The organism is Pseudonocardia sp. OZ21 (genome assembly GCF_059359135.1).
In genome coordinates this window covers 339,549-361,019 of record NZ_JCADBN010000005.1, presented here as the reverse complement: position 1 = coordinate 361,019, position 21,471 = coordinate 339,549, and the positions used below count along the sequence as shown (strand labels likewise).

Here is a 21,471-nt window from a genome sequence, read left to right as displayed (position 1 = left end):
CGTGCCCTCAGGGTGTGGTCGGCTCGCTGGGGACCACGGGCAGCAGACCGCGTTCGGCGAACACCTTCTTGGCCGCGAGGGTGGCGTTGAGAGCCCGCGGCAGTCCGCAGTAGACGAGCGCCTGCAGGAAGGCTTCGACGATCTCCTCGGGGGTGAGACCGATGTTCAGCGCCGAGTTGATGTTCAGCTCGAGCTGGGGTTCGGTACCGAGCGCCGTGAGCATCCCGAGGTTGAGGAGCTGCCGGTCGCGGCGCGACAGGTTCGGGCGGGCGGATATCTCCCCGAACGCCCACCCGACGACCTGGTCACCGAGCTCGGGTGAGACGTCGGCGAGGACGTCGAGGACTTTCAGACCGTTCTCACCGTTGGTCTCACGCAGGAGCTGCAGCCCGCGTTCGTACGCTTCCTTCGAGGCCATTCGGGGTTCCTCCTGAACATGGTGGACGAGCTTCGCGTGCCGTGCCGGTGACTCAGTGGTCCGCGTCGATCCCGATGTAGAGGCCGGCGACGGACGCGCCGTTGACCGTCGAGTCCACCATCCGGCGCAACCGGGCCGCCGCGACCTGAGCGCGGAAGGGGTCCCCGGACGACGGGCCGTGCATGATCTCCGCCAGCCACTGGTTGAACTCCTGGTACTGCCAGACGCGCCGCAGTGCGTCGTCGGAGTAGCCGGCCAGGCGGCTGTCATCGCCCTGCTCGTAGTGCGCCAGCAGGGCCTCGGTCAGCAGGAACGCGTCGTGCAGCGCCGCGTTCATCCCCTTGGCCCCGACCGGCGCCAGCAGGTGGGCGGAGTCCCCGGCCAGGTGGAGCCGCCCGTAGGACATCGGCTCGACGACGTAGTTGTGCATGTCGAGCACGCGCTTCTCCAGCAGTTCGCCCTCGACGAGCGGCTCGGCGTCCGGTACCTCGAGCCGTTCCCGCAGCTCGCTCCAGACCCGCTCGTGCGGCCAGTTGTCCGGGCTGTCCCCCGGCGGGACCTCCAGGTAGTACCGGCTGATGTCCGGGCTGCGCTGCATGAACGCGCCCAGCCCGTGCGGGTGCAGACCGAAGAGGGCGTGCGAGGTCGACGGGGGAGCCTCGGCGAGGATGGCCATCCAGCTGACGCCGAAGTCGTGCCGGACGACGCGCATCGCGCCCTCCGGAACGGCGTGGCGGGACACCCCGCGCGCGCCGTCGCAGCCGGCGATGAAGTCGCAGGTGATGACGTGCCGTTTCCCGGTCTCCGCGGCGGTGAAGGAGACGCAGGGCCGCGCGGTGTCGAGCCCGTTCAGCTCGACGTCCGTGACACCGAAGTGGATGGGACCGCCCGCCTCGTCCGCGTATGCCCGTACCAGGTCGGTGACCAGCAGCTGCTGCGGATAGACGTAGTGGTGTTGCCCGCTCAGGTCGCCGTACCGGAAGACGTACCGGGCGCCGTCCATGCGGAACTCGCACTCGCTCTGCGGCGTGGCGTGGGCGAGCAGGCCGTCGGCGAGGCCGTGCCGCTCCAGTGCGCGCACCACCCACTCCTCGATGAAGCCCGCCCGGGGCCGCTGCTCGATGAACTCCCTGCTCTCGGTCTCCAGGACGACGCAGTCCACCCCGGCGGTGCGCAGCAGGCGGCCGATGGCCAGGCCGGCGACACCGGCGCCCACGATGACGACGGAGGTGCTCGCGGCTCGCTCGGCGTTCGCATCGTGACCCACGCCCACACTCTGCCCCGCGGGAGGTGGCGACTTCAGGCACGTCGAACGAACTGTCGCCCGTCCCACATGCGCCGCGTCCCATTCGCCCCGCGTGGCCTCCTCTGCGATCGAGCGTGCCTCGCCCTCGCCCACCGGCTCTCCGTCGAGGCGATCACCGCCGACCGAGCATGGAAGTCCGTCGACGCGGGCGTGACGGTGCGGCTGCTGCGCTGATCCGAAGGGCGCGTCATCCCCCGTCGCCGCGCCCCGGCCGTCGGCTTCGCCTACCGTCGGAACGGACGAAAGCGACGGGGGCCGCATGAACGAGGGCGCACGGTGTGTTGTGGTCGGCGGCGGCCCGGCGGGGGTGGTGCTGACCTACCTGCTCGCCCGCGGCGGGGCCGAGGTGACGTTGCTCGAGTCTCGCGGCGACTTCGACCGCCGGTTCCGCGGCGACAGCATCGCCCCGTCGATCCTCGACCACCTCGACGTGCTGGGCCTTGCCGCGCCGATGCTCGCCACCCTGCCGCACGCGGTGGCCGACGCGTTCGTGTGGCGCACACCCGACCGCGCCTACACGCTCGCCGACTACCGCGACGCCAGCCGCACCCACCCCTACTACGCGCTGGTGCCGCAGGCGGAGTTCCTGCCGTTCATGGTGGCGCAGGCGCAGCGCTTCCCCGGCGTCGATGTGCGGATGGGCGCGCGGGTCTCGTCGCTGCTGCGCGATGAGGCCGGGCGGGTGGCAGGGGTGGAGTACCGGCAGGACGGCCGGCTCCACGAGCTGCGGGCCGACCTCGTCGTCGGAGCCGACGGGCGTAGCTCCAAGGTCCGCACGCTGTCGTCCGTCCGGGCGACGGAGCTCGGCGCGAGCCTCGACATCTGCTGGTTCGCCGTGCCGCGGCGCGCCGAGGACCCTCCGATGTCAGGTCTCGAGCTGCGCTGCGAGCCGGGCCAGAACCTCGCGGTGCTCGGGCAGGGCGCCGACTGGCAGATCGGCTTCACGATTCCCGCGGGCACGTTCCCCGAGGTCCGGTCGTGCGGCGTCGAGCCGCTGGTGGCGGTGCTGCGCAGGCTGGTGCCGTGGCTGGGCGACCGCATCGACGTACTCACCAAAGTCAACGACCTCTCGTTGCTGCCGGTCCGGATCACCAGTCTCGACCGCTGGGCCGAGCCGGGACTGCTGCTCATCGGCGACGCCGCGCACGTGATCTCGCCGGTGGGCGGCAACGGCATCAACCTCGCGATCCTCGACGCCGCCGAGGCCGCCAACCGGCTCGTCGGACCGCTCACCACCGCCCGGCCCGACCACGCGGCGCTCGACGCGGCGGCCCGGCAGGTGGAGCGGGTGCGGCGGCCGTCGGTCGACCGGGAGCAGCGGTTCCAGGTGCAGGTGGAGCGCAGCGCGGCGCAGCGCCTGCGCTCCGGTGACCCCCGCCCGCCGCTGGCGCTACGCGTGCTCTCCTCCGTGCCGGGCTTCGCCCGGTTCTCGGGTCGCCGCTCGGCACGGGCGCTCGCCGTGCCACCCCCGGTGCCGCAGATCCTGAACGGCGCGGCGGAACCGTGACCCTCGGGTGAGCGTCACCGCTGCCGGGACGGCCGCACGATGATCTCGTTGACGTCGACGTCGGGCGACTCACCGATCGCGTACGACACCGCGCGTGCGATGGCGTCCGCCGGGATCGCCTCGGCGCGATAGGTCGTCATCGCCTGGGCCGCCAGCGGGTCGGAGATGGAGTCGGCGAGCTCCGACTCCACCACGCCAGGCGACACCGTCGTCACACGGATGCTGGGTTCGACCTCCAACCGAAGGCCCTCCGTGATCGCCCACGCGGCGAACTTGGTGCCGGAGTACACCGCCCCCGTGGGAACCACCTCGTGCGCGCCGATCGAGGCGACCGTCACGAAGTGCCCGCTGCCTTGCCGCTGGAACACGGGCAGCGCCGCGGCGATGCCGTGGAGCAGGCCGCGGACGTTGACGTCGATCATGCGGTCCCACTCGTCGACGAGGCCCGCGTCCAGCCGGGAGAGCGGCATGACACCGGCGTTGTTGACCACGACGTCGATGTGGCCGTGCACGGTCACGGCGTCCTCGACGAACGCGGCGACGTCGGCGGGGTCGGTCACGTCGAGCCTGCGGGCGCTGATCCGGCCCGCACCCCGTTCGACGAGCGCGGCGAGCCGGTCCTCGCGACGCGCGCCGGCGACCACGTGGTGGCCCTCGCCGGCGAGCCGGACGGCGACCGCCTCGCCGATACCGCTCGACGCGCCGGTGACCAGGACGATCTTCGTATTCGTCATGCCCCCAGACTGCGTGCATCCGGCGGCCACGGTCAGGGTCTGGTCCTCCTGGGTGCGCTGCACACAGGCACGGTGGAGCATGCCGACCTACGCTCGCCGCATGGCCGCGACCGAGCTGGGTGAGTACCTACGCAGCAGGCGCGCGCTCGTCCGGCCCGAGGAGACGGGCCTGATCAGCACGGGCACCCGCCGGGTTCCCGGCCTCCGTCGTGAGGAGGTCGCCCTGCTGGCCGGGGTGAGCGCCGACTACTACATCCGCCTGGAGCAGGGGCGCGAACGGTCGCCGTCGGCGCAGGTGCTCGACGCGCTGGGCACGGCACTGCGGCTCGACGACGACGGCCGGGCCCATCTGTTCCGGCTTGCCGGGCTCGCGCCGCGACCCGCCCGCGCCGCGGTCACAGAGCAGGTGGACCCCGGTCTGCTCCGCCTCATGGAGGCCTGGCCGACCACGCCTGCGCTGGTCTACAACCGCGCCTACGACGTGCTGGCGGCCAACTCGATCGCCCGGGCCCTGTTCACCGGGTTCACGTTCTCGGGCAACCTGATGCTGCTGCTCTTCCTCGACCCACGGGCGCGCGACTTCTACGTCGACTGGTGGACGGTCGCCGCGAACTCCGTGGCGGGCTTCCGGCTCGGTCACGGCGCGGCACCCGGCGATCCCCGGGTGCGCGCCGTGCTGACCGACCTGCTCGAACACAGCCCGGAGTTCCGGGACCTGTGGTCCCGCCACGACGCCCGCGGCAAGGCGCTCGACACCAAGCTCGTCCGGCACACCGACGTCGGTCCGCTGACGCTGACCATGAAGACGTTCGACGTGCGCTCGGCGCCGGGCCAGGAACTGGTGGTCTACGACGCCGAGCCCGGATCCCGCAGCGCCGAGGGACTGCTGCTGCTGGGCACAATCGCGGCCACCGCCGCGCGTGACGCGTGACGGCACCTCGGTGGGCGGGTCAGAGCTGGGGGATCACCGAGCTGCCGTAAGCCTCGATCGTCTCCTCCCTGGCGTCGTGCATCGCGTAGATCGCGAACTGGTCGACACCGAGCTCGCGCAGCTGGGCGAGCTTCTCCAGCTGCGCGGCCGGCGGGCCGAGCACGCAGAACCGGTCGACCACCTCGTCGGGCACGAAGCCGGTGGACCGATTGTCGGCCCGGCCGTGGTGGCTGTAGTCGTAGCCGGCACGGCCCTTGATGTAGCCGCTGAGCTCGACGGGGACGGCTTCCGACGTCTCCCCGTAGCGCGTGACGAGGTCGGCCACGTGGTTGCCCACCATCCCGCCGAACCATCGGCACTGGTCGCGGGCGTGGGCGAGATCGGATCCCACGTAGGCGGGTGCCGCCACGCAGATCGTGATCTCGGACGGGTCGCGGCCCGCCGCCTCGGCCGACGACCGGACGGTCTTCACCGTCCACTCGACGAGATAGGGGTCGGCGAGCTGCAGGATGAACCCGTCGGCGGCGCGTCCGACCAGGTCGAGCGCCTTCGGGCCGTACCCGGCCATCCAGACCGGCAGCGACGCGCCCGCCGGCACCCACGGGATCTGAACCGTGGTGCCGTGCAGGTCGACCTCCCGGCCCTCCGCCAGCTCCCGGATCACGTGCATCGACTCCTCGAGCCGGGCCAGAGTCGTGGGGTGGCGGCCCTGCACGCGCACGGCGGAGTCGCCACGGCCGATGCCGCAGATCGTCCGGTTGCCGTACATCTCGTTCAGGGTGGCGTGCAGCGACGCGATGACCGTCCAGTCCCGCGTGGCGGGGTTGGTGACCATCGGCCCGACCATCAACCGGGAGGTCCGCTCGAGGATCCGCGGGAAGATGACGTAGGGCTCCTGCCAGAGGACGTGCGAGTCGAACGTCCAGCCGTGGCTGAACCCCAGCTCCTCAGCCCGCACCATCAGGTCGACGACGGTCTGCGCGGGTGGATCGGTCTGCAGGACGAGCCCGATGTCCAATGTGGACTCCATTCATCGCAGGTACTGGCAGGTGTCGCGCTTGAGGAATCGGCCGTGGCCTGCGTTGCCCCGGTACTCGCCGTCGTCGACCACGACCCGGCCGCGGGAGAGCACGGTGCGCACCTTGCCGGTGGTCTCCCGGCCCTCGTAGCAGGAGTAGTCGACGGCCATGTGATGCGTCTGCGCGGAGTGCACCTGGGTGGCGCTCGGGTCGTAGACGACGATGTCGGCGTCGGCTCCGGGCGCGATCGTGCCCTTGCGCGGGTAGAGGCCGAACATCCGTGCCGGGGTGGCGCAGGCGATCTCGATCCAGCGCTTGCGCGAGATGTGGCCCTCCACCACGCCCTGGTGCAGCAGGTCCATCCGCGTCTCGACGCCGGGTAGGCCGTTGGGGATCTTCGAGAAGTCGCCGATGCCCATCTCCTTCTGTCCCTTGAAGCAGAACGGGCAGTGGTCGGTGGAGACCACCGACAGGTCGTCGGTGCGCAGCCCCCGCCACAGCGCCGCCTGGTGCTCCGCCGGGCGCAGGGGCGTGGAGCAGACGTACTTGGCGCCCTCGAAACCGGGCTTGCCGAGGTCGTCGGTGGAGAGGAACAGGTACTGCGGGCAGGTCTCGGCGAAGGCGTTGTAGCCCTCGTCGCGCGCCGCGGTGACCTGTGCGAGCGCCTGTGCCGCCGAGAGATGGACGATGTAGATCGGCGCACCGGCCACCTGGGCCAGCTTGATCGCGCGGTGGGTGGCCTCGGCCTCGAGCAGGGCGTGGCGCACCTCGCCGTGATAGCGCGGGTCGGTGTGTCCCTTCGCCAGCGCCTGCTCCACCAGCACGTCGATCGCGATGCCGTTCTCGGCGTGCATCATCACGAGGCCGCCGGTCTCGGCGCCCTTCTGCAACGCGCGCAGGATCTTGCCGTCGTCGCTGTAGAAGACGCCGGGATAGGCCATGAACAGCTTGAAGCTGGTGACGCCCTCGCCGACGAGGGCCTCCATCTCCTTCAGCGAGCCCTCGTTGACGTCGGCCATGATCATGTGGAACGCGTAGTCGATCGCGCAGTTGCCGTCGGCCTTGGCGTGCCAGGCGTCGAGGCCATCCCGCAGGCCTCCGCCCACCTGCTGGATCGCGAAGTCGACGATCGTGGTGGTGCCGCCCCACGCGGCGGCCCGGGTGCCGGTCTCGAACGTGTCGGCCGCCTTCGTCCCGCCGAACGGCATCTCCATGTGGGTGTGCGCGTCGACCCCGCCCGGCACGACGTACATGCCGGTGGCGTCGATGACGGTGTCGGCGTTCCAGCCGTCGGTGACGGCGGACCCGGTGGCGGCGAGGGCCACCACCTGCTCCCCGTCGACGAGCACATCGGCGAGGAGCTCATCGGATGCGGTGACGACCAGCCCGTTCCGAACGACGACCGTGCTCATGGGGTGACCTCCTCCAGCGACGCCGTCAGGATGCTCAGGCCCTCTTCTGCCTCGGCGTGGGTCAGGGTCATGGGTGGGGCGATGCGCAGGACGTTGCCGTGGAGGCCGCCCTTGCCGACCAGCAGGCCGCGCCGCTTCGTGGCCTCCAGCACGGCGTTCGCCAGTTCGGGCGCGGGATCACCTGGCGTACCCGTGCCGGGCCGCACGATCTCCACCCCGATCATGAGGCCCTTGCCCCGGACGTCACCGACGATCGGGATCTCCTGCGCGCGGAGCCCGGCGAGCAGCGTGCTGCCGTGCCGTGCGGTGTTGGCCTGCAGGTCGTGGTCGAGTAGGTAGCGCAGGTTGGCCAGCGCGCCCGCCGACGTGAGCGGGGAGCCGCCGAACGTCGAGATCGAGTTGGCGCCCAGGCGGTCCATCACCTCGGCCCTCGCGATCACCCCGCCCATCGACAGCCCGTTGGCGACGCCCTTGGCGAACGTGACGATGTCCGGGGTCTCGCCGTGGGCCTGCCAGCCCCAGAAGTGCTCGCCCGTGCGGCCCCAGCCCGTCTGCACCTCGTCGGAGATCCACAGGATCCCGCGCTCGCGCAGCACCTCGGCGAACGCGCCCAGCAGCCCGTCCGGACCGGAGGTGAACCCGCCGACGCCCTGGATCGGCTCGGCGATGAACGCGGCGATGTCCCCGCCGGACTGGTCGAGCACGTCCTTCAAGTCCGCCACGCAGGCCGCGATGTACTCCCCGTCGGAGAGGCCGGCGTAGGGCGAGCGGTACTGCTGGCCGCCGTGCACGTAGTAGGTCTGGAACGGCGAGAGCGACGTGGGCGACCACGACCGGTTGCCCGTGATGGCGATCGTGGAGAACGACCGGCCGTGGTAGCTGTTGCGCAGCGCCAGTATCTGGTTGGACCGGCGGAACGCGCTGGCGAGCAGCAGCGCGGTGTCGTTGGCCTCGGTGCCGCTGGTGGTGAGGAAGACCTTGGCGTCCTGGACGGCCGAGACCGCCGCGATCTGTTCGGCCAGTTCCACCATCGGGCGGTTCAGGTACAGCGTGGAGCTGTGGATGATCCGCCCGGCCTGCTCGCTGACGGCCTTGGTCACCTCGGGCAACGCGTGCGCCGTCATCGTGGTGAGGATGCCGCCGAAGAAGTCGAGGTAGCGCTTCCCGTCGGTGTCCCAGACGTGGCGGCCCTCGCCGCGCTCGATCTCGATCGGCTCCTCGTAGTAGACGGCGAGCCACGACGGCAGGACAGCGCGGGTGCGCGCCAGCAACTCGCTCATCCCTCCACCAGCGGTCCGTAGGCGTCGGGACGGCGGTCGCGGTAGAACGCCCACTGCCGGCGCACCTCGTCGATCATCCCCAGGTCGAGATCACGCACCAGCAGCTCCTCGTCGTTGTCGGACGCCGTCTCCCCGACGAACTGGCCTCGGGGGTCGACGAAGTAGCTGGTGCCGTAGAAGTCGTTGTCGCCGTACTCCTCCACGCCCACCCGGTTGATCGCGGCGATGAAGTACTCGTTGGCCACGGCGGCCGCCGGCTGCTCCAGCTTCCACAGGTAGGCCGAGAGCCCGCGGCTCGTGGCGCTCGGGTTGTAGACGATCTGCGCTCCGGCCAACCCGAGCGCGCGCCAGCCCTCGGGGAAGTGCCGGTCGTAGCAGATGTAGACCCCGACCTTGCCGACGGCGGTGTCGAACACCGGCCAGCCCAGGTTGCCCGGCCGGAAGTAGAACTTCTCCCAGAAGCCCTTGACCTGCGGGATGTGGTGCTTGCGGTACTTGCCGAGGAAGGTCCCGTCGGCGTCGATGACGGCGGCGGTGTTGTAGTAGAAGCCCGAGCCCTCCACCTCGAAGACCGGTACCACGAGCACCATGCCGGTCTCACGGGCCAGCGCCTGCATCCGTTGCACGGTGGGCCCGTCGGGCACCGGCTCCGCCCACCGGTAGTGCTCCGCCTCCTGCACCTGGCAGAAGTACGGCGCGTTGAACACCTCCTGAAAGCCCAGCACCTGGGCGCCCTGCTCCGCTGCGGCGCGCGCGTAGGACTCGTGCACGTCGACCATGGACGCGGTGTCACCGGTCCACTTCGCCTGCACCAGCGCTGCGCGGACCACCCGGGAATCTCCCGCCATGTCTCGACCTCCGCCGTGCTCGCCCGGAAGGGGAAGGGGACACCTTCGAACGCGGGTGGCCTGCGGTGCAAGACCCATTCCGGCACGGACACCTGCTCGTCACACGCCCGTGCCAGAAGCCCCTACCCCGCCACGGTATGGAAACGCGACCCGTTCGTGACCTATCGTTTCCCTCGATCATCTGCACCCGCGAACGGGGTCGGGAGGGCATTCATGCCGTCGATGTCCGGCGCGCTGGCAGTGGTCTGTCTCGCCGCGGGGCTACTGCACGTGTTGCGGCTCGTGGTGCTGCGCCGCGACATCCTCGGCGAGATGTCCCACGCGGCCATGGGTCTCGGGATGGCAGCGATGTTCTCGCCGCTCGGCAACCCGCTGCCGGCCGCGGCGTGGTCGGCGGTGTTCGGCGTCTGCGCAGGCTGGTTCGCGGTGCGCGTACTCCGCGGCGCGGGCATCGGCGGCGAGGCGGCACACCACGTGGTCTGCGGTGGCGCGATGCTGTTCATGCTGGCGGTCGGGCATCCCGCCGGTGCTCTCGGCGGCCACGCCGCGCACGGCTCCACCGGGGCGGTCGGGGGCGCGGTCGCTCTCGTGTCGGCCACGGCACTGCTGCTCGCGGGCTACTTCGCGTGGCACGCGCTGCGCTGCGTCGACCGCACCCACCCGGCGCGGGAGCCGTCCACCGGATCGGACACCGCGGTGGCGCTGCGAGCGCCCAAGCTCTCGCTGTACGCACCCCGCACCGCGTTGATGGCGCACCTGGCGGTAGCCACGTCGATGACGGCCATGCTGCTGGGCATGCTCTGAGGTTCACCCCCGGTGGTTCAGGAAAGCCACTTTCCTGCCCGCACAGGACCTGAAAGTGGCTTTCCTGAACTTGGGGTCAGGGGCGCTCGACGGTCAGCTGTTGCCCTTGCCCGGCTTGTCGGGCTTGCCGGGCTTGTCGGGGCCCTTGCCGGGCTTCGGGCCGTTGCCCGGCTTGTCGTCCACCACGGCTCCGGTGCCGGGGTCGAGGGTCACCGCCTTGGCCTTGGGGCCCTTGAAGTCGAGCATGTTCGTCAGGTCGCCGGCGGACGTGTCGTAGGACGCGTCGCCGATCCGGCCGGTCGACCAGTTGTCCTCGATGAACTTCAGCACCGAGGTCTGGTCGGTCCGCGTGTGGTCGACGAAGTTCACCTTGCTGTACGGCGAGATCACCTGGAGCGGCAGCCGGGGGCCGTAGCCGCAGCGGTCCGCGTACGTGCCGACCCGCGCCGGTGCGCCGGTGCAGATGCCCTGGTCCTGCGACGCGTCCTGCGAGCCGCTGATCACCGCGTGCGCGTGGTCGTACCAGCCGTCGGAGTCGTCGTAGGCCAGCACGATCGCGGTCGAGGCCCAGTCCTTGGACTGCTGGATCTTGTTGACCTCGTCGACGACGAACCGCTGCTCGTCGATCGGGTCCGAGTTGGCGGCGTGGCCGTCCTCGTAGGCCGGGGCCTTCAGGAAGCTGACCGCCGGCATGCTGCCCGCCGCGAGTGCGGCGTCGAAGTCGGCCGTGTCGTACTGGTGGTTGGCCTGGTCGGTCTGCCCGATCGCCGCCACGGAAGTCGGCGGCAGGTGCTTCGGGTTCGACGTCGAGGGGTAGTACTGGAACGGCTCGTGGTGCGGGCTGTAGTCGGTGACGGCGATGCCCCCGATGTTCTGGTGCGTCTGGCCGCACACCGCGAAGCCGTTGGCGGTGCCCGTCGGGCGGAACCCGCCCTGGAACCAGCCCCAGGTGACACCCTTCGCGTTGAGCAGGTCACCGATGTTCTTGCCGTCCTGGCTGGCCAGGTTGTCGGTGGCCGTGTGGTTCTTGTCGGAGCAGTCGTCGTACGCGGGGTCCGGGTCGCTCACCACGGTGCCCACGCCCTTCGCGTCGGGCGACTTCACGAACGGGTCGGACACCGGGTCGTGCGTCACCGACGTGAGGGCCTTGGTGCCGTGCGTCTGCCCGGAGATGAGGTTGATCGCCCCGGGCGTCGACGGGCCGAACGTCGTGTTGAACGAGTTGTCGCTCATCGCGTAGTGCTGCGCGTAGTTCCACAGCCCGGTGACGGTGTTGCCGTCGTAGTAGTCCATGACCAGTCCCGGCTGGCCGAACAGGATCGGCTGCCCCGTGCACGTGTCCGTCTCGGTCTTCTCGACGAACTGATCCATCTTGCCGCCGTTGAACGCCGCCTGCTCGGCGCCGTAGCTGTGGTTCTGGTCGCAGGTCAGCGCCTGCGACGGGGAGAGCCGCTGCGGGTTGAAGGCGTTCGGGTTCTTCGTCAGCAGATCGGGGGTGAGCCCGTCGACCTTCGGGGTGTTCTTGGCCGCCGCGAACGGCGTGCCGTCGGCGTTGGTGGCGTGGGGGTAGGTGCCGAAGTAGTGGTCGAACGAGATGTTCTCGCCGAAGATCACGACGACGTGCTTGATCGGCGTGGCGGTCGTGAACTGGTCGCCGTGCTTCGCGGCCGTCGGGGGAGCGTCCGCGTTGGCCGTGGACACGGTGACCGCTGCGAGCACGGCGGCCGAGACCACCGCGCACGCACCGAGCAGTGAACGCCGTCGGCGCCAGCTGCCGGGTTTCTTTCCCACTTGTCCTCCTGGTCGGGAATTCTTCTGGTGATATCGGGGGAGGTGAATCAGGCGAGCAATGCACGGCCGTAGTGGTCGTCGGGACCGGTGACGCCGGGCAATGCGAAGAAGTAGCCACCGCCGAACGGTGAGATGTAATCCACGAGGGGTTCGTCGGTCAGCCGTTGCTGGACCGCCTCGAACTGCCGCCGGAGATCCTGCTGGTAACAGGTGAAGACCAGCCCCTGGTCGAGGTTGCCGTTGCTGTCGAGCCCGCGGTCGTAGTTGGTGGCCCGGCGCAGGATCCGGCTCGAGTCGGTGTCGGGGGTGCGCGGGTTCGCCCGGCGGATGTGGCTCGTCAGCGGGATCACGGTCCCGACCGGGTCGTCGGCGTAGCGCGGGATGTCGGTCTCCGCCCCGCCGTCGAGGGGGGCGCCCGTGTCGCGACGGCGGCCGATCATGTTCTCCTGCTCGCCCAGCGACACGCGGTCCCAGAACTCCACGAGCATGCGGATCATGCGGACCACCTGGTAGCTCCCGCCCGCGGTCCACGACGGCTCGTCCTGCTGCCCGACGCCCACCCAGACGAGGCGGTCCATCTCGTCCGCGTCGGTGGGGTCGGGGTTCGCGATGCCGTCCTTGAAACCCAGCAGATTGCGGGGCGTGCCCGTCGGGCGGGGCGGTGAGCTGAACCCGTTGGCCCGCCACCGCGGCTGCATCCCCCCGCGGGTGGCGCGGGTGATGTCGCGCAGCGCGTGGATCACGGTGTCGCCCGTGGTCGCCGTGAGCGTCAGGCTCAGGTCGCCGTGGCACTGTGCCGGGTCCAGCGCGTCGCCGGCGAACGCCGGCATCGGCGTCAGCCTCGCCGGCCTGCTGCCGGCGAGCCCGTAGCGGTCGTCGAAGAGCGATGCGCCGACCCCGACGATCACTCCGAGGTCGCCTGCCGGCACCTCGGGTCCGAGCACGCCGGAGTCGGGCGGTGGCGCACTGATGCCCAGTGCGGGCGGGACGCCGCCACTGGTGAGGAACCGGGCCCGGTCGGTGACCGCGCGGAACAGATCGGTCAGCTCGGCCCGGTTCTCGGCGATGACGTCGAACGCCACGACGATGCTCTGACCGACGGGCGGCCGCAGGATCGCCGCCTGCCGGGCGCCGTGGAACGGCACCGCAGGCGCTGCGTCGGCTGCGCCGCTCTCCGTGGCCGCCGCCATCCCGCCACCGGCCACGGCGGCGGCGGTCACGCCCGCTCCGACCACCGCCCGCCGCAGGAAGGCGCGGCGGGGTAACGACCCGCTCACGAGTCCCGCCGCGGCGCGACGATCGTGGCGATCGGGGCGAGCTGTTCGGTGAGCTCGCCGACCGCGCCGTCGATCTCGTCGTGCTGGGTCCGGTTGAGCGCGGCGACCGGCGTCCAGCCCCCGTCGGGGCGCCTGGCGGCCTGCACGGCGGTGGTGGCGCGGTCCAGCCACGAGTCCACCGTGGTCAGCGCGGGCATCCGGGGCTGGAGCAGTGGGCGCAGCACGCCCAGCACCGTCCGGGTGCCCTCGATGTCGGCGAGGGTGGTGGCGAGGGTGGTGCCGCTGCCGAAGTCGATGCGGCCGCTGACCTCGAACTGCAGGGCGTTCTCCATGATCTCGTGGGCGCGCAGCGCCAGGTCGTTCGGATCGATCTGCGCGTCAGGGAAGGCCTGCCGCAGAGCACGCGCGTCGGCGTCGAGCCGGTCGGCCACGGCGGCCAGCGCAGGCATCGGCTCGTCGTGCCACAGCCCGAACTCGAGCCGGTGGAAGCCGGTGAAGTCGGGATCCGAGGTGCCGCCCGCGAGGTCGCCGGGGGTGCCGTCGATCGCCGTGGCGGCATCGCCGAAGGCGCCGTAGGCCGCGCCCAGCCGCGAGTAGGACAGGTGCGCGGTCAACCACGCCGCCTCGCTCGCCCGGCGGTCCCCGCCGTGGACGGTGGTGGCGAGCGCGCCGGTGTCCCGGACGAGCACGTCGAGGCCGGTGATCACCTGCTGCTCGTAGTCCTTCTCGGGACCGAGGAGGTCGTTGCGTGTCACCGGGACCACGGCGGGGCTGGGCCGCACATCGCTGCCACTGATCCGGACGGTCGGTCCGACGACGGCGTCGGCTTCGTCGGGAAGGCAGCGGAAGGCGTACTCGCCGTCGCCGAGGATGACCGAGAGGGGGCGGGTGGTGCCGGAACCGATGCCTTCGACCTCGCCGAAGATCCCGCCCGTCGTCGGGTCGATCAGGTCGACGGTGGTGGTGACGGCCCCGGTGTTGCGCACCTGGAAGGTCTGCGCGCCGGGCTTCGGGGACGTCCAGTCCTGCCCGCACGACGACCGGGACACCGAGATCTGTGGGTCAGATGCGGCGATCGGGGCGGGCGGTGGCCGCATGACGATCACGGCGGCCACCGCGAGCGCGACCGCGGCGACCGCCGCGACCACACCGATGATCCAGCGGTTTCCTGCCGAGCGGGGCACCCTTGATCTCCTGCCGTCCGAACTGTCCGTCCGAACGCAGTATGCGAGCGGAAAAGACCGGAGATGGCGCGAAGGCCGTGCTTTTCCGCGAGTTCACTGATGCTTCGACTTTCGGTCGTCGAAGCATCAGGAGCCCGTTGTGTGATCGCCGGTAATGTAGAGGAACGGCTGGTTGTTCGGAAAAGTACCGAGCTATCCCATTCGTCAGCCGAACCGGTTGATCAGGTCGGCCACCAGCAGCACGAAGAACAACGCGGACGCCGCGGTGAGCAGGGTGTTGGACAGCCACCCCGAGCGGCCCTCCGGGGCGATCCTCTTGGAGTTGAGCAGCATGATCAGCGTGATCCCGAGGAACGGCATGAAGGCGGCTCCGAGCACGCCGTAGACGAGCGTGAGGGCGAACGGCCGGTCGAAGAACAGCAGTCCCATCGGCGGCAGCGTGAGCCAGAGCAGGTACCCCCGGAAGGGCAGGCTCTTCTCGGCCTCCCTGGCCTCGTAGCCGGTGGCGGTGGCGGTGGCCGGCCCGCCGGCGACGGCCTCGTCGCCGATCTCGGCCTTGGCCCCGTGAGGGAGCCGTATCGTCCGCGTCCAGTCGGTGAACAGCAGGCTCACGCCGTTCCACACGCCCAGCAGCGAGGTGGTGGTGACGGCCAGGAAGCCGACGAGGAACATGATCCGTGCCCAGTCGCCGTACCGCGCGCCGAGTTCGGTGCCGAGGGTGAGCAGGCCGCGGTCGCTCTCGGTGAGGTCCTGCCCGAGCAGGATCTCGGCCCCGACGATGAGCATGGCGATCACGAAGATCGCGGTCATGATGTAGCCGACCGCGTTGTCGAGCCGCATCATCGACAGCCAGCCGATGCCCTTCCAGCCCTTGGCGATCATCCAGTAGCCGTAGGCGGCCATCGTGATCGTGCCGCCGACACCGCCGATGAGCCCGAGCACGTAGATGACCGAGCCGTCGGGCAGCCGCGGGACCAGCCCGTTCGCGAGGGCGCCGAGGTCGGGCGAGACGAGGAACGCGACCGACACCACCGACACGAACTTGATCAGGACCAGCACGGTCATGAACTTCTCGAAGACCTGGTAGCGCTGCATCCACACCAGCGCGAGGCCGATGACGCCGGCGATCATCGCCCAGTAGCGCACCGACAGCCCGCCGAACAGCGCGTTCAACGGGAGGCCGACCGCCGACATCGCCGTTGCCCCGTAGACGAAGCCCCAGATCACGATGTAGACGCCGAAGAAGACGGTGGCCCAGTAGCCCAGCCGCCGCCAGCCGTCGAGCAGGGTGGCGCCGGAGGCGAGGTTCCAGCGACCCACACCCTCACCGAGTGCGAGCTTGAGGGCCGCGCCCAGCACGGCGGCCCACAGCAGCACCGTGCCGAAGCGGGCGCCTGCCACCATCGTGGCCACCAGGTCGCCCGCACCGACACCGGTGGCCGCGGCCAGCAGGCCCGGTCCGAGCTGCCTGATCTTGGCCCCGAATCCGGTGGGTGGTGTCTTCGTGGCGATATCGGATGTCATGCGCCCCCGCTCCTCGTCGTGCTGGAAGTCTCATCCGGAAGGTTTGGGAAGAACGTAGGGCTCAGCTCCCCCTCGCGGCCAGGGCAGAGATCGGTAACGGCCCGCACGCAGCCGGTAGTGGTGTCGCGACTAGATTTCCCCCTGTACAACCGGCACGGGTACACGAGCACGGGCACGACGGGGAGTTCGGTTCATGGCGAGCATCGAAGAGGTTCGGGCCGGCATCGCGCTGGCCAACGACAAGGCCTCCGAGAGCCTCGGTGCACTGCAACAGGCGCACTCCTCGCTGGAGCAGGCCCAGGGTGCGCTGCAGCGGGCCACCGAGGGCAGCGGGCAGGCCGACGTGTCGGAGGCCAACGGGTTGCTGGCCCAGGCCGTCGGCAGCATCAGCGAGGTGCAGCAGGCGGTCCACGCGGCGATCCAGGCCTCCGAGGGCGTTGCGAACCGGCTGTGACGCACCGGAACGATCACGATGAGTGAGCTCGGGGAGATCCGAGCCGTGCTGGCAGGCGCGGCCGAGCAGATGGTCGAGGCCTACCAGCACGCCGGTGTCGCGCGCGCCCGCATCGCCGACGCCGTCGCCGTGCTCTCCGGTCTCGGCGAACAGCACTCGGAGCCGCTCGTGCCGGTCGAGCTGCGGCGCGCGGCCGAGGAGCTCGAGCGCGGGCTGGGTCTGATCTCCACCGGAGCCACGGCCGTCGCCGACATCAGCGCCCGGCTGTAGGGGGCCGGAGTGGCCCGCGGACGGAACCGGCGCGAGCGGGTCGCCGAGGCGTTCGACGACTTCTACGCCGCGGCGGCCCGGGCGCTCGGTGCGGCCGACGGCCTACTGGCCGCCGCCGCGCAGGCCCACGCCGAGGCCATGGTCGAGATGTGGCTGCGCACCGACGGGCTCGCCGCGGCGCAGGTCGATCCCGCGCTGCGCGGCCTGCTGGACAACCCCCGGCTGGCCGGTCCGGTCGAACGCATGCGCACCGACTGGGCCGCCGCACTCGCCCCGTGGCTCGAGACCGGGCCCCCGCGGCTGGCCGAGATCCTTGCGGACGCGGCGCCCGGCTCGGCCGGGCGCGATCCCGCCGAGTGGATCGACCAGGTCGGCCGGGTCGAGGGCGGCGGGCCCGTGCCGTCGCTGTGGACCATCGGCACCGGCCGGATCGCGACCGGTGGGCCCGGTTTCCCCGTCGCCGTCCCCCTGCTCGACGAGTCGCACCTGCAGATCACCTCCACCCACGACAGCCGGCTCCGTGCCGAGGCGATGCTCGAGCGCCTGCTGTTGCGGGTGATGAGCTACTTCCGGCCCGGCGTGGTGCAGCTGCACGTCTGGGACGTCGGGCAGTTCACCGGCGCGCTGCCCGGGCTCTACCCGCTCACGCGCACCGGGTTGCTCACCGTGCACGACCCGGGCAGGCTCCCGCAGCTGCTCGAGGAGCTGTCCGACCGGATCCGCCGGGTGCACACCCGGGTGCTCGTCGACGGCCACAACTCGTTGCGTGCGCTGGCCGAGGCGGCCGGCGCGCGCAACGAGCCGTGGATCGTCGCGGTGCTGTTGGGGAACCGGTCGGCGCTGCGCGAGGACGACCATCGCCAGCTGCAGCGCGTGGCCAGGGGCGGTCTCGCCTGCGGTGTCCAGCTCGTGCTGCTCGACGTACCCATGACGGTGAACGCGCCGATGGAGACGGTGCGCCTGGACGACGAGGGGCTCGCCTCGGCGTCGGTGACCGGGCCGTACGTCACGGTCGAACCGGAGTCTCGGCCGGCGTCCAGTGCGATCACCCGCGCCTGCCACCTGATCTCCGACGAGCACGAGAACTGGCGGAGCCGGATGGGGTCCTTCGCCGACCTGCTGCCCTCACCTGACAAGCGGGGTGAGGCCTGTTCGGCCGCCGGTCTCCATGCCCCGGTCGGCTTCACCGACGGACGGCCGGTGGACATGGTGCTGGCCGACGCCTCACCCCATGCCCTGATCGGCGGCCCGAGTGGCTCGGGCAAGACGAACCTCCTGCTCACCATGATCAGCTCCATGGCCGCCCGCTACGACCCGGACGAGCTGGAGTTCTACCTGCTCGACTTCAAGGAGGGCGTGTCCTTCGCCCAGTTCGCCCCGGGCCGCCGTGACCAGACCTGGCTCCCGCACGCCCGCCTCGTGGGCGTCAACATCAACACCGACCGCGAGTTCGGGCTGGCGCTGCTGCAGTTCCTCGCCGACGAGATGCGCCGGCGCGCCGAGGCCGCGAAGTCGCACGAGGTGACGAAGCTGGAGGAGCTGCGCGCCGCCGATCCCGCGGGGCGCTGGCCGCGGATCGTCGCCGTGATCGACGAGTTCCAGTACCTGTTCGCCGAACGCGACGCGGTCACCAGGGCGGCCACCATCCTGCTGGAGGACGTCGCCCGCCGTGGCCGGTCCCAGGGCATCCACCTCGTGCTGGCCAGCCAGGACGTCTCCGGGATCGAGGCGTTCTGGGGCCGGGCCGCGATCTTCGAGCAGTTCGTGCTCCGGATCGCGCTGCCCCGCGCGCGCCGGGTGCTCGCCGATCTCAACGACGCGACCCTCGATCTCCCGCGCTGGCACGCCGTGCTCAACCACGAGTCGGGGATCAGGCACGGCAACGAGATCATCCGGATCCCCGACGCCACCGGGAGCGGCACTCCGGGGACGGCGCCGGTTGCGGACTCCGGGGTCCACGCGGTGCAGCGCGAGCTGTACGAGCGCCACTCCCACGATGGCCGGGCACAGCCGCGACTGTTCGACGGCAGCCGGGCCCCCCGGTTCGCCGACCTCGTCGGCGAGCTCACCGACAGCACGACTCCCACCCGGAGCACCGAGGAGGCCCCGCCTCGCGCACTGGTCGGGCAGTCCATCGACGTGGCCGGCAGCGCCACCTCCGTTCCGCTGCCCGCGGTGCCCGGGCGCAACCTCGGCGTTCTCGCCTCGGTCGGCCGCGACGCGGTGCAGGTGCTCGGGGCGGCGGCGGGCTCGCTCGCCGGCCAGTTCCGGCCCGGCGAGGTCGACGTGCTGATCGCGCCCCTCGTGACGGAGGCGGTCGACCCCGCCGTGCGGCTCTCGGAGCTCTTCCGGGCGTCCGGCCACGTCACGGAGACCGTGGCGCTCGACGGTGTCCGGGCGCGGGTCGATGCACTCGCCGCCGAGGTGACCGAGCGGCTCGGCGGTGCCGGGTCGCGCCGCCCTGTCCTGCTGGTGCTCTACGCCGCCGACGCCGCCGACACGAAGCTGGAGCGCGAGGGCACCGAGTCGATGCGCAGGCTGCTGCGCTTCGGCCCGGAGACCGGTGTGCACGTGCTGGGCTGGTGGCGCAGCGTGCCGCGGCTGCGCGCGCTGCTCATGATGAGCGCCTCGATCGACGACCTCGGCGCGTGGATGGCCCTGGACGTGCAGGGTTCCGAGCTGCAGGCGCTGGTGCCCGGAATGGCGATCAACTGGTCCCCCCGGCCGGGCCGTGGGCTGTTCTTCGACCGCGCGCAGCACGCGGCGCCGGAAGTGGTCATCGTGCCGTCACTGGAGGAGCTGTGAACGCAGAGCCCGGGCACCGGGGCGTCCAGGAGAAGGCCGCTCGGGAGTACAAGGAGGTTCTCGCCGGCATCACCGTGGCCGTCGACGCGTTGCGCGAGCGCGACCGGGCGCGGGCCGCGGTGCTGGCCAGGGAGCTGCTGCGGCTCGAGGACGACATCATGCGGGCAGGCGAGCGCGCCGCACTGACCAGGTTCGGCGTCGACCTGCATTGGGACGCGGCGCTCGAGGCCCTGTGGGTGGAGTCGTGGTTGAAGCTGCGGCCCAAGCCCGCACCGGACCCGAGCGCCGACGCCACCGACCTCGCCGCGCTGGACGCCGAGGTCGATCAGCGATCGGACGAACTGCAGGAGGCGGTGCGCCGCAGGCGCTTCGGGTTCCCCCGCCTCTGACGCACCCGCGAGCCCCTCAGCTCGCGATGACCACCAGCACCTCGCCGTCGTCGCGCGGCACCACGAGCAGGACCTGGCGTCGGCCCGCTGCGACGAGGTCGGCCGCCGTGGAGGCATTGACGGTGCGCTGGTCCCGGACGTCCAGCTCGGCCGGGTTGCCGTCGGCATCGGTCAGCTGGATGGTGCCGCCCCGCGTGAGTCCCACGGTGCCCGCGTCCGAGGGCAGGGTGATCACGGTGGTGGCATCGGAGCGCACCAGCGTCGCGGTGCCGGGCTGGGAGGGCGCGGCGGGGAGCCCGTCCCCTCCCTGCGGGGTCCTGATCAGCCGCAGCGTCTCGCCGCCCGGCAGGCTCACGGTGTTGGGGGCGAGGGCGGGCTGGGGAGTCGGGTTGCCGGCGGCCGGGCCCGGGCCACCCCGGGAGGCGGTGGTCGGCGCTGCAGCGCTGGTGGTCGTGGTCGTGGTCGTGGATGTCGTTGTGGTCGGCGCGGTCGCGCTCGGCGTGGTGGACGGGCTCCCGGCCCGTGGGCTCGTGGATGCGGCGCCGGCCGGGGCGGTCGTTGTCGTGGCCGCGTCGGTGGGGGTGGGCCGTGTCGCGGTGGCGGCCGGGGAGGTGGCTGTGGTGCCGTCGGCCGGGGCCGTCGTGGTCGCGGGGGTCGTCGTGGCGGCATCGGCCGATGGCGTGGCCCCGGGGCTGGTCGGAGCCGGTGAGCCGGCTGCGGCGGCCACCGGGTCGGTCGTCGGGTCGGTCGCCGGGGCGCCGGTGGGGGCGGCGGCGAGCTGGGGCACGTCCGGAGCCGGTGGGGCCATGAACTCGGTGGGGGCGGGCGGCACCTCGGGCGCGGGAACCGGCGGGACCGGCACCGGCAGGTCCGGCTGGTGCAGCAGCCCGGGCGCGTCGCGGCCTGCGGCGGGTCGGGTGGCCCCGAGGTAGTCGTCGCCCGGGTAGCGGACGAAGGCCGTGCGCACGGGCCTGCCGAACGTCGGAGCGTTGATCATCCGGCCGTTGCCGAGGTAGAGCCCGACGTGGTGCACGCGTTCGGGCACCCCGTAGAAGACGAGGTCGCCCGGTTCCAGCGGGGCGCCTGCCGGCACGTGCGGCCCTTCGTAGTACTGCGTGTGGGCGGTGCGGGGCAGCGAGATGCCGGCGTAGTCGTAGGCGGCCGTGGTGAGGCCGGAGCAGTCGAAGCCGGCCTCGCCCGCCTGCGGGCCGTCGCCGCCCCACACGTAGGGCAGGCCGCGCTGCGCCATCGCGAAGGCGATCGCCACCAGCGACGCGGTGCCGGGCTTCGCCGTGGTGGTGATCCTCGGCAGCGCCGGCACGCGGACGGCGGGGAGCGGCGCAGCGGACGGCCGCGCCGCGGGCGGGACGACGCCGCCCGGAGCCGTGAGATCAGCCAGTGTGAGACCGAGGGCCAGCGATCCGGCGCCGCCCTGGCGGCCCCCGACGATCCGCGTGCCCGACGCGACGGGCCGTACCGGCACGGTGGCGGCCGGGCCGGGGGCCGCCGTCGCGGCTG

General features: G+C 71.6%; 19 protein-coding genes and 1 pseudogene. 8 read left to right on the top strand and 12 right to left on the bottom strand.

The genetic code is table 11. The annotated features are described in order from the left end of the window. Positions 1–7: 7 nt before the first annotated feature. The gene (locus AC5L35_RS14660; protein WP_495060168.1) at positions 8–418 is read right to left on the bottom strand and encodes a carboxymuconolactone decarboxylase family protein; all 411 of its coding nucleotides are present in this window, start codon (positions 416–418) and stop codon (positions 8–10) included. A gap of 52 nt (positions 419–470) precedes the next feature. Beyond that, entirely contained in the window at positions 471–1,685 is a 1,215-nt protein-coding gene (locus tag AC5L35_RS14655; RefSeq protein WP_495060167.1) for a 4-hydroxybenzoate 3-monooxygenase, read from the bottom strand. A 66-nt stretch (positions 1,686–1,751) separates the two neighbouring features. On the opposite strand from AC5L35_RS14655, the gene AC5L35_RS14650 reads away from it, so the two are divergent. Together AC5L35_RS14650 and AC5L35_RS14645 are read left to right on the top strand one after the other, a co-directional pair. Beyond that, positions 1,752–1,898, top strand: a complete 147-nt coding sequence (locus tag AC5L35_RS14650) for a hypothetical protein (protein WP_495060166.1) — start codon at positions 1,752–1,754, stop codon at positions 1,896–1,898. Positions 1,899–1,983: 85 nt separating this feature from the next. Further along, positions 1,984–3,231 (top strand): FAD-dependent monooxygenase, encoded by a 1,248-nt coding sequence (locus AC5L35_RS14645; RefSeq protein WP_495060165.1) that lies wholly within the window; start codon positions 1,984–1,986, stop codon positions 3,229–3,231. Between the two features lie 14 nt (positions 3,232–3,245). Here AC5L35_RS14645 and AC5L35_RS14640 read toward each other — a convergent pair whose 3' ends face one another. Next, on the bottom strand, positions 3,246–3,965 hold the full coding sequence (locus tag AC5L35_RS14640; RefSeq protein ID WP_495060164.1) for an SDR family oxidoreductase: 720 nt from the start codon (positions 3,963–3,965) through the stop codon (positions 3,246–3,248). A 100-nt stretch (positions 3,966–4,065) separates the two neighbouring features. On the opposite strand from AC5L35_RS14640, the gene AC5L35_RS14635 reads away from it, so the two are divergent. Further along, entirely contained in the window at positions 4,066–4,896 is an 831-nt protein-coding gene (locus AC5L35_RS14635) for a helix-turn-helix domain-containing protein (protein ID WP_495060163.1), read from the top strand. A 19-nt stretch (positions 4,897–4,915) separates the two neighbouring features. On the opposite strand, the gene AC5L35_RS14630 is transcribed toward AC5L35_RS14635, so the two are convergent. The 4 genes from AC5L35_RS14630 to AC5L35_RS14615 are packed head-to-tail and all read right to left on the bottom strand — an operon-like array spanning position 4,916 to position 9,455. Further along, positions 4,916–5,914 carry a TIGR03842 family LLM class F420-dependent oxidoreductase gene (locus AC5L35_RS14630; protein ID WP_495060390.1) on the bottom strand — a complete coding sequence of 333 codons (999 nt, stop codon included), beginning with the start codon at positions 5,912–5,914 and terminating at the stop codon, positions 4,916–4,918. Positions 5,915–5,926: 12 nt separating this feature from the next. Further along, positions 5,927–7,327 carry a dihydropyrimidinase gene (hydA, locus tag AC5L35_RS14625; protein WP_495060162.1) on the bottom strand — a complete coding sequence of 467 codons (1,401 nt, stop codon included), beginning with the start codon at positions 7,325–7,327 and terminating at the stop codon, positions 5,927–5,929. Continuing rightward, positions 7,324–8,607 carry an aspartate aminotransferase family protein gene (locus AC5L35_RS14620; protein ID WP_495060161.1) on the bottom strand — a complete coding sequence of 428 codons (1,284 nt, stop codon included), beginning with the start codon at positions 8,605–8,607 and terminating at the stop codon, positions 7,324–7,326. The genes hydA and AC5L35_RS14620 overlap by 4 nt, the downstream gene beginning before the upstream one ends. Further along, entirely contained in the window at positions 8,604–9,455 is an 852-nt protein-coding gene (locus AC5L35_RS14615; RefSeq protein ID WP_495060160.1) for a nitrilase-related carbon-nitrogen hydrolase, read from the bottom strand. The genes AC5L35_RS14620 and AC5L35_RS14615 overlap by 4 nt, the downstream gene beginning before the upstream one ends. A gap of 213 nt (positions 9,456–9,668) precedes the next feature. Here AC5L35_RS14615 and AC5L35_RS14610 point away from each other — a divergent pair, with 213 nt between their 5' ends. After that, positions 9,669–10,259 carry a DUF5134 domain-containing protein gene (locus tag AC5L35_RS14610; RefSeq protein ID WP_495060159.1) on the top strand — a complete coding sequence of 197 codons (591 nt, stop codon included), beginning with the start codon at positions 9,669–9,671 and terminating at the stop codon, positions 10,257–10,259. Positions 10,260–10,352: 93 nt separating this feature from the next. Here AC5L35_RS14610 and AC5L35_RS14605 read toward each other — a convergent pair whose 3' ends face one another. From AC5L35_RS14605 to AC5L35_RS14590, 4 genes are all read right to left on the bottom strand, one after another. Continuing rightward, complete coding sequence (locus AC5L35_RS14605) at positions 10,353–12,050, bottom strand: phospholipase C (protein ID WP_495060158.1); 1,698 nt, start codon at positions 12,048–12,050, stop codon at positions 10,353–10,355. A 47-nt stretch (positions 12,051–12,097) separates the two neighbouring features. Further along, complete coding sequence (locus AC5L35_RS14600; RefSeq protein ID WP_495060157.1) at positions 12,098–13,270, bottom strand: Dyp-type peroxidase; 1,173 nt, start codon at positions 13,268–13,270, stop codon at positions 12,098–12,100. A gap of 53 nt (positions 13,271–13,323) precedes the next feature. Next, the gene (locus AC5L35_RS14595) at positions 13,324–14,511 is read right to left on the bottom strand and encodes an EfeM/EfeO family lipoprotein (RefSeq protein ID WP_495060156.1); all 1,188 of its coding nucleotides are present in this window, start codon (positions 14,509–14,511) and stop codon (positions 13,324–13,326) included. Between the two features lie 204 nt (positions 14,512–14,715). After that, on the bottom strand, positions 14,716–16,035 hold the full coding sequence (locus AC5L35_RS14590) for an Nramp family divalent metal transporter (RefSeq protein WP_495060155.1): 1,320 nt from the start codon (positions 16,033–16,035) through the stop codon (positions 14,716–14,718). Between the two features lie 193 nt (positions 16,036–16,228). Here AC5L35_RS14590 and AC5L35_RS14585 point away from each other — a divergent pair, with 193 nt between their 5' ends. From AC5L35_RS14585 to AC5L35_RS14570, 4 genes are read left to right on the top strand one after another with little or no spacing between them, the layout of a single operon-like run. After that, entirely contained in the window at positions 16,229–16,489 is a 261-nt protein-coding gene (locus AC5L35_RS14585) for a hypothetical protein (RefSeq protein ID WP_169396800.1), read from the top strand. 18 nt (positions 16,490–16,507) lie between these two features. Beyond that, a complete protein-coding gene (locus AC5L35_RS14580) occupies positions 16,508–16,759 on the top strand; it encodes a hypothetical protein (protein WP_495060154.1) in 252 nt (83 codons plus the stop codon). A gap of 9 nt (positions 16,760–16,768) precedes the next feature. Then, the gene (locus AC5L35_RS14575; RefSeq protein WP_495060153.1) at positions 16,769–19,564 is read left to right on the top strand and encodes an FtsK/SpoIIIE domain-containing protein; all 2,796 of its coding nucleotides are present in this window, start codon (positions 16,769–16,771) and stop codon (positions 19,562–19,564) included. Continuing rightward, positions 19,561–19,953 carry a hypothetical protein gene (locus AC5L35_RS14570; protein WP_495060152.1) on the top strand — a complete coding sequence of 131 codons (393 nt, stop codon included), beginning with the start codon at positions 19,561–19,563 and terminating at the stop codon, positions 19,951–19,953. Before AC5L35_RS14575 ends, AC5L35_RS14570 begins: the two co-directional genes overlap by 4 nt. 907 nt (positions 19,954–20,860) lie before the next feature. Here AC5L35_RS14570 and AC5L35_RS14565 read toward each other — a convergent pair. Next, positions 20,861–21,217, bottom strand: a pseudogene (locus AC5L35_RS14565) (C40 family peptidase); the annotation flags it as partial. Between the last annotated feature and the right edge of the window lie 254 nt (positions 21,218–21,471).